The organism is Streptomyces europaeiscabiei, from assembly GCF_001550375.1.
Taxonomy (GTDB): domain Bacteria; phylum Actinomycetota; class Actinomycetes; order Streptomycetales; family Streptomycetaceae; genus Streptomyces; species Streptomyces europaeiscabiei.
Window position 1 is genome coordinate 1 of sequence record NZ_LRTR01000879.1, and the last position, 5,690, is coordinate 5,690.

At 71.9% G+C, this 5,690-nt stretch carries 5 protein-coding genes and 1 pseudogene; 3 read left to right on the top strand and 3 right to left on the bottom strand.

From position 1 onward, the window contains the following. Both AWZ10_RS44885 and AWZ10_RS44890 read right to left on the bottom strand, forming a co-directional pair. Nucleotides 1-333: pseudogene (locus AWZ10_RS44885) on the bottom strand (PDZ domain-containing protein); the annotation flags it as partial. 179 nt (nucleotides 334-512) lie between these two features. Then, a complete protein-coding gene (locus AWZ10_RS44890; protein WP_046704583.1) occupies nucleotides 513-1,385 on the bottom strand; it encodes a LysR family transcriptional regulator in 873 nt (290 codons plus the stop codon). A gap of 97 nt (nucleotides 1,386-1,482) precedes the next feature. Here AWZ10_RS44890 and AWZ10_RS44895 point away from each other — a divergent pair, with 97 nt between their 5' ends. After that, a complete protein-coding gene (locus AWZ10_RS44895; RefSeq protein WP_046704584.1) occupies nucleotides 1,483-2,247 on the top strand; it encodes a CTP synthase C-terminal region-related (seleno)protein in 765 nt (254 codons plus the stop codon). Between the two features lie 40 nt (nucleotides 2,248-2,287). Here the strand turns inward: AWZ10_RS44895 and cyc2 are convergent, their stop codons facing one another. Beyond that, a complete protein-coding gene (gene cyc2, locus AWZ10_RS44900; RefSeq protein WP_060894102.1) occupies nucleotides 2,288-4,495 on the bottom strand; it encodes a germacradienol/geosmin synthase Cyc2 in 2,208 nt (735 codons plus the stop codon). A gap of 254 nt (nucleotides 4,496-4,749) precedes the next feature. On the opposite strand from cyc2, the gene AWZ10_RS44905 reads away from it, so the two are divergent. Together AWZ10_RS44905 and AWZ10_RS44910 are read left to right on the top strand one after the other, a co-directional pair. Further along, nucleotides 4,750-5,223 carry a hypothetical protein gene (locus AWZ10_RS44905; protein WP_046704586.1) on the top strand — a complete coding sequence of 158 codons (474 nt, stop codon included), beginning with the start codon at nucleotides 4,750-4,752 and terminating at the stop codon, nucleotides 5,221-5,223. Nucleotides 5,224-5,279: 56 nt separating this feature from the next. Next, on the top strand, nucleotides 5,280-5,690 hold a 411-nt coding region (locus AWZ10_RS44910; RefSeq protein WP_159058595.1), incomplete at its 3' end, for a tetratricopeptide repeat protein.

The following is a 5,690-nucleotide window of genomic DNA, read 5'->3' on the forward strand; positions in this document are numbered from 1 at the left end:
GGGGATCGAACCGCCGCTCCCCGGCGCGGACTCGGGGTGGCTCACCCCCGACCGACCGCCACCGCCCGGCCCGGTGGAGGTGTCCGGGCCGGGCGGCGCGCCCTCCCGCAGCTCCGCGAGTCCGTTCATGCCGATCACCGTGGCGCCCATCGTGCCGAGCCCGACGCCCGACAGGACGAGGACCGCGCAGGTGACCAGGGCGAACAGCAGGGTGATCAGTCGCTGCCGGGCGCGGCGGGGTGCGGCGTGCGGGCGCCGGGCGGTGCCGGACGGGTGGCCGTCACCGGACTCCTGGCCCGGCATGGGCTTGGGTCGCAACGCGGTCTGTTCCATGGTCTCGCCTCCGGCCGGACACCTACCCGGCGCACCACGGCGCGACGAGCCACGAAAGAGTGAGACTGACGCTCCGTCACATCAATCCGTCACATCGATCCTTCACGCTGAGCCATCACTTCGAGCCATCACTTCGAGGCGTCCGTCCAGCCGTCCCACCGAGGTGTCCCACCGAGGCGTCACATCATTTGCGGCCCGGTCAGCTCCCGTACCAGGGCCGCGGCCGCTCCGCCCGGGGTTGCGCCGTACACGAGCTCCGTGCGGTGCACGAGGCGCGGTTCGACCAGGGGGACGGCGACCGCACCGGGGACGTCGGCGGCGAAACCGCGGGGCAGGACGGTCAGGCCGTGTCCGGCGGCGGCGAGGGTCGTCAGCGTCCGCAGGTCGGTGCCCTCATAGCGCAGGGCCGTGCGGACGCCGCCGGTGCCGCTCGCGGTGCGGAGCCGGTCCAGCGGGAGGCCCGCGCCGGGAGCGTCGAGCCACCGGGCGTCGACGAGGTCGGCCAGACGGAGTCCCGGGCGACGGGCGAGGGGGTGCCCGGCGGAGAGGAGCACACAGACGGGTTCCTCGTCGATGCCCCGGGTGGTCAGGGGTGCCACGTCGGGGAGCCGGAGGGGGTCGCTGGGTGCGGCGAGCCCGTCGACCAGGCCCAGGTCCGCGGTGCCCGTGGCGACGGCAGCCGGGATGTCGTCGCGGGCCAGGGTCCGCAGGGTCACCCCGGCGGCGGGCAGCGCGGCGATCGTACGGGGGCCGAGCGCCGTCGGGGTCGCCGCGAGCGTCAGTCCGTGCTCGGGTGCGGCCGCCATCCGTACGACGTCGGCGCGGGCCGCGTCCAGGCGCAGCAGCAGGGGGCCCGCGTGTTCGAGGAGCCGCTCGCCCGCCGTCGTGGGGACGACGGGGCGCCGGGTCAGCAGCGCGGCACCCAGGTCCTGTTCCAGCGCGGCGATGTGCTGGGACACCGCGGACTGGGTGTAGCCCAGCAGGCGGGCCGCCTCGGAGAAGGAGGCGAGCCGGGCCACGGTGACGTACGTGCGCAGCAGATGCGGATCCATGCGGACAGGATCGCGTACCGGCCCATCAGCAATGCTTATCGGTGATGCAGTAATCATCGTTGGACGTGAAGTCGGGATCGCGCCCAGGATGACGGGCATGACACACAGCGCGGCTCAGCCCGCTTCCTCCGCCACCGCCCGATCCGCCCGGCTCGCCCTCGTCGGCGACCGTTCCCCCGACGTCGTCTCGCACAGTCGGATCCCGCTCCTCCTCGACGCCCTCGCCGTGCGCGACCGGCTCGTCCTCGACGCGTACTGGATCCCCTCCGAGGACGCCGCCGTCGACGAGGGAGCGGTGCGGGGCTTCGACGCGGTGTGGGTGGTGCCGGGCAGCCCGTACCGCAGCGAGGCCGGGGTGATCTCCGCGATCCGGACCGCGCGGGAGGAGGGCATCCCGTTCCTGGGCACGTGCGGTGGCTTCCAGCACGCGCTGCTGGAGTACGCCCGGCACGAGTGCGGGCTCACCCGGGTCGCGCACGCCGAGACCGAGCCGGACGCCGAGGACTTCCTCATCGAGCCGCTCGCCTGTTCCCTGATCGGACACGAGGCCACGGTCGTCGTCGAGCCCGGCTCGCTCGCGCAGTCCGTGATGAACGCCGAGCGGTCGGTCGAGCGGTACTTCTGCGCGTACGGCCCGACCCGTCACCTCGACACCCTGCGCGCGCACGGTCTGCGGTTCTCCGGGCGCGACGAGGCCGGGAACGTCCGGATCGCCGAACTGCCCGGCCACCCCTTCTTCCTGGCGACGCTCTTCCAGCCGGAGCTGGCCGGCGACGGCAGCCGTCCGCACCCGGTCGTGCGGGCCTTCGCCCGAGCCGCGGTCGAGCACGCGACCCGGGCGGTGGCGCCCCACCCGGCGTGACCCGGACGGGAAACGGGGACGGCGTGATCCGGACCGGGGCTCAGCCCGCGTACGCCGGCGCGAAGGACAGGACCGGTGGCCGGTCCGGGACGAAGCCGTGGGCCCGGCGGGCCAGGAACTCGGGCTTGTAACGGTCGACCCGCTGGTGCCAGTTGAGGATGCCGGACAGCCAGTTCTGCAGGTCGGTCACATAGCCGCCCATGATGGCGCGCGCCTCCTCCGACAGCCCGAAGTCGTCGTAGACGACGGGCAGTTCATGGGCGATGACATGCTCGAACTGCTGCATCCGCTGGGTCATCAGGTCGTGGATCACACCGAGCGCGGTCGGGTAGTCGCAGCCGAAGAAGTTCTGCACGACGAGGATCGCGTTGTGGACCTCGCCCTCGTACTCGATCTCCTTCTGGTACGAGAAGACGTCGTTGATGAGGCACGCGTAGTCGATCGCCGCGTTCTCCAGTGAGCGGACGGGACCGCTGCGGTAGACCTCGGGCGGGATCTGCGGTCCGTGGCCCATCCGGCACAGGCTGAGGGTCATGTCGGAGCCGAACGTGGCGCGCCTCATCTCCAGGTAGTCGACCGGGTCGGGGACGCGGTTCTGGATCTGGTTGAACAGCTCCCACACCCAGCTCTCCGTCATCTTGTCGACGGACGCCTTCAGACCGCGTCGCTCGTCGGGGGTCATCCCCGCCGTCGTCCGCGCCCAGAGGTCGATGAGGCCCCGTTCCATCCCGTTGACCGGGACGGGCACCTGCTCCCCCTCCACGGGCATGCAGTCGGAGAGCCGGGCCGTGGTCAGGCGCGCGGCGGCGAGGTCGCGGCGGTGGCCGAAGACGAGGGGGTAGTAGTCGTCGCCGTAGGTGCCCCAGGCCAGCCAGGCGGAGCTGAGGTCGAGTTGCTCGGGCGTGGCGTCCGGGTCGAGGCCGGCCGAGCAGAGCGGAAGGTCGGCGGCGGCGAGCCTCTCCTCGTCCCAGACGCCCTCGCTCAGCATGCCCATCGCGTGCATCCAGGCGGTGAGGCGGGGGCGGGCGCCGTCCAGGTGCGGGCAGAGCTCCACCTTGAACGGCATGTAGAAATCGGGCAGCAGGGAGGGTCCGACCTTCTGGTACGGCACGTGCGTGTGGGCGCGCAGCCGTTCCGCGGCGGCGGTCGCGAGCAGCGCCCCCACGTCGGCGGCGGACGTGCCGAACCCGGGCCGGCCGACCAGGGCGGGGCCGGAGAGGACCGCGCCGCCGAAGTCGATCGGGCCGCGCGAGGAGGTGGCCCCTTCATTCATGTAACGGCTGGAGCGCATGTGCCACTCGTGGCCGCCGGACTGCCAGTCCTGCAGGCCCTTCGTGTACGCCGCGACGGCGGCGATCGCGTCCGGGGTGAGGCCCTTCTCCAGGGCGAGTCCGGGGACTTCGGTGAGCGCGGTGTTCTCGAACTGGTGCAGCCGGGAGGTGAGGATGTCGTTGACCGTCTCCGCGGCCTGCTGGGTGCCGCAGCCGAAGAAGGTCTCCAGGACGAGCACGCCGTTGCTGTTCTCGCCCTCGTCCTCCACCTCACGCTGGTACGAGAACAGGTCGTTGCGCAGATGGACTGCGTCGGAGAACGTCTCCATCAGCACCCTCAGCGGCCTCGACTCCGCGACGGACGCCGGGACTTCGGCGGTCGCGTACTCGACGAGACCGGCCGACCAGGGCGCTCCGCCGACCTTGCGGCGCATCTCGATGTACTCGACCGGGTTGGCGATCCGGCCCTCGTTGATGTTGGACAGCTCCCACATCGACTCGTTGAGCAGATGCTCGGTGGCCACGGCGAAACGGCGGCGCCAGTCCATCGACATCGCCGGCACCGTACGCGCCCAGAGGTCGGCGAGGCCCGCCTCCACCGGGTTCTGCGGCTCCGGCAGGGGGGTCGAGAGGTCCAGCGGCATGAAGAGCGAAAGTCGGTCGAGGTGGGCCTTGCCGCCGGGGCGGTCCTGGGAACGCTTGAAGAGCTCCAGGAAGTGGTCGTCGAAGAAGAACACCCACACGTACCAGTCGGTGATGAGCGAGAGCGCCGGACCGTCGCAGTCGGGATGGGTGTACGCGCACAGCAGGCCGTAGTCGTGCGCGTCCAGGTCCGCCTGATCCCACACGCCGGAGCCCTCCAGCATGCCCATCTCCCGTGCCCACGCGGAGGAGTGGGCACGGGCCTCTTCGAGGTGGGGGTTCAGCCGCGCGGGATACGGCATGTAGAAGTGCGGGAGTTCGAACGGCTGCGTCATGGCCGGGCCCTACCCGTGGTCTCCGGCGGGCATCCGGATGGCGATACATGATCACACCATCGCGTGAATCCGAGCGGATCGGCGTGCGGTTGAGGGCGAGAGGGCTCCACCCCGACCACGGTTGCGAGGCCGGCGGGCGGTCTCGGTGGTAACGGGCTTCCAAGTGGCATCCGACGCCCCGACAGCTCTAGGCTCGGGCGCCGCACAAGGCTCACGCATACCAACAGGCCGTCGGGGCCGGGAAGGTGGCCGTCATGACCGAGGCACCGCTGCGCGCGGAACTGTTGGTTTCCCAAGCCGTGTCGGAGGGGCTCCAGCGGGAACTGACGGAGCGTTTCCAGGACCTGGGGCTTCCCGTGGTTCGGGTTCGGCGGGTGCTCGCCCACCGTGGTTCGGCAGAACTCCAGTGGCTCGTCCTGGCGGCGCTGCCACTCCAAGCCTTCCTCAGCGGGCTGGGCGGCGAGGCGGTCAAGGACGGCTACCGCGTGCTGAAGGACCTGGTGGGGCGCCTCGTCCGACCCGGCGCGACCGGGGAGGACACCGCCCCTCGCCCGCTGGTGCTGCAGGACGAACACAGCGGGCTGAAAATCGTGCTGGAACCGGGGCTGCCTCAGGAGGCGTATGAGCAGTTGACGGTTCTGGATCTGACGCGGTTCTCCGTCGGACCTCTCCACTACGATCGTGCGCTCGGGCGCTGGCGATCCGAACTGGACGAGGCGGCGAGCTGAGTGCGCGAGGGGCGACGGTGGCGTCGGGCGCGCGCCACGGAACGGGGACTGAGGGCATGGTGCGGCCCGACGAACTGGATCGCGCCCGGCAGAGCTGTGCGGAGGGCGAGTCCCTCCTGGCCGCCGGGAACCGGACGGAGGCTGCACGGGCCTTCCGGGCGGCGTTGACCTGTACGGGGCCGGGTTCCCGCGGCGACGAGGTCCCCGCACGCGGCACCGGGCCCGACGGCACGTCGCCCGAGCAGGGCACGGCCGCTGCGGTGCTCGCTGCCCGGGCACGCGTGGGTCTCGGGCGAACCCTGCTCAGGGCGAGCGAACCGACCCGGGCGGAGGACGAGTTCCGCCGGGCCGCGCGGCTGTGCCCCAAGGACCCCGACGCGCTGCACTGGCTCGGCTGCGCCGCCGCGCACCAGCAGGCGTACCCGACGGCCGAGCGGCGGTTCACCCCGGCCCGGGCCCTGCGCCCC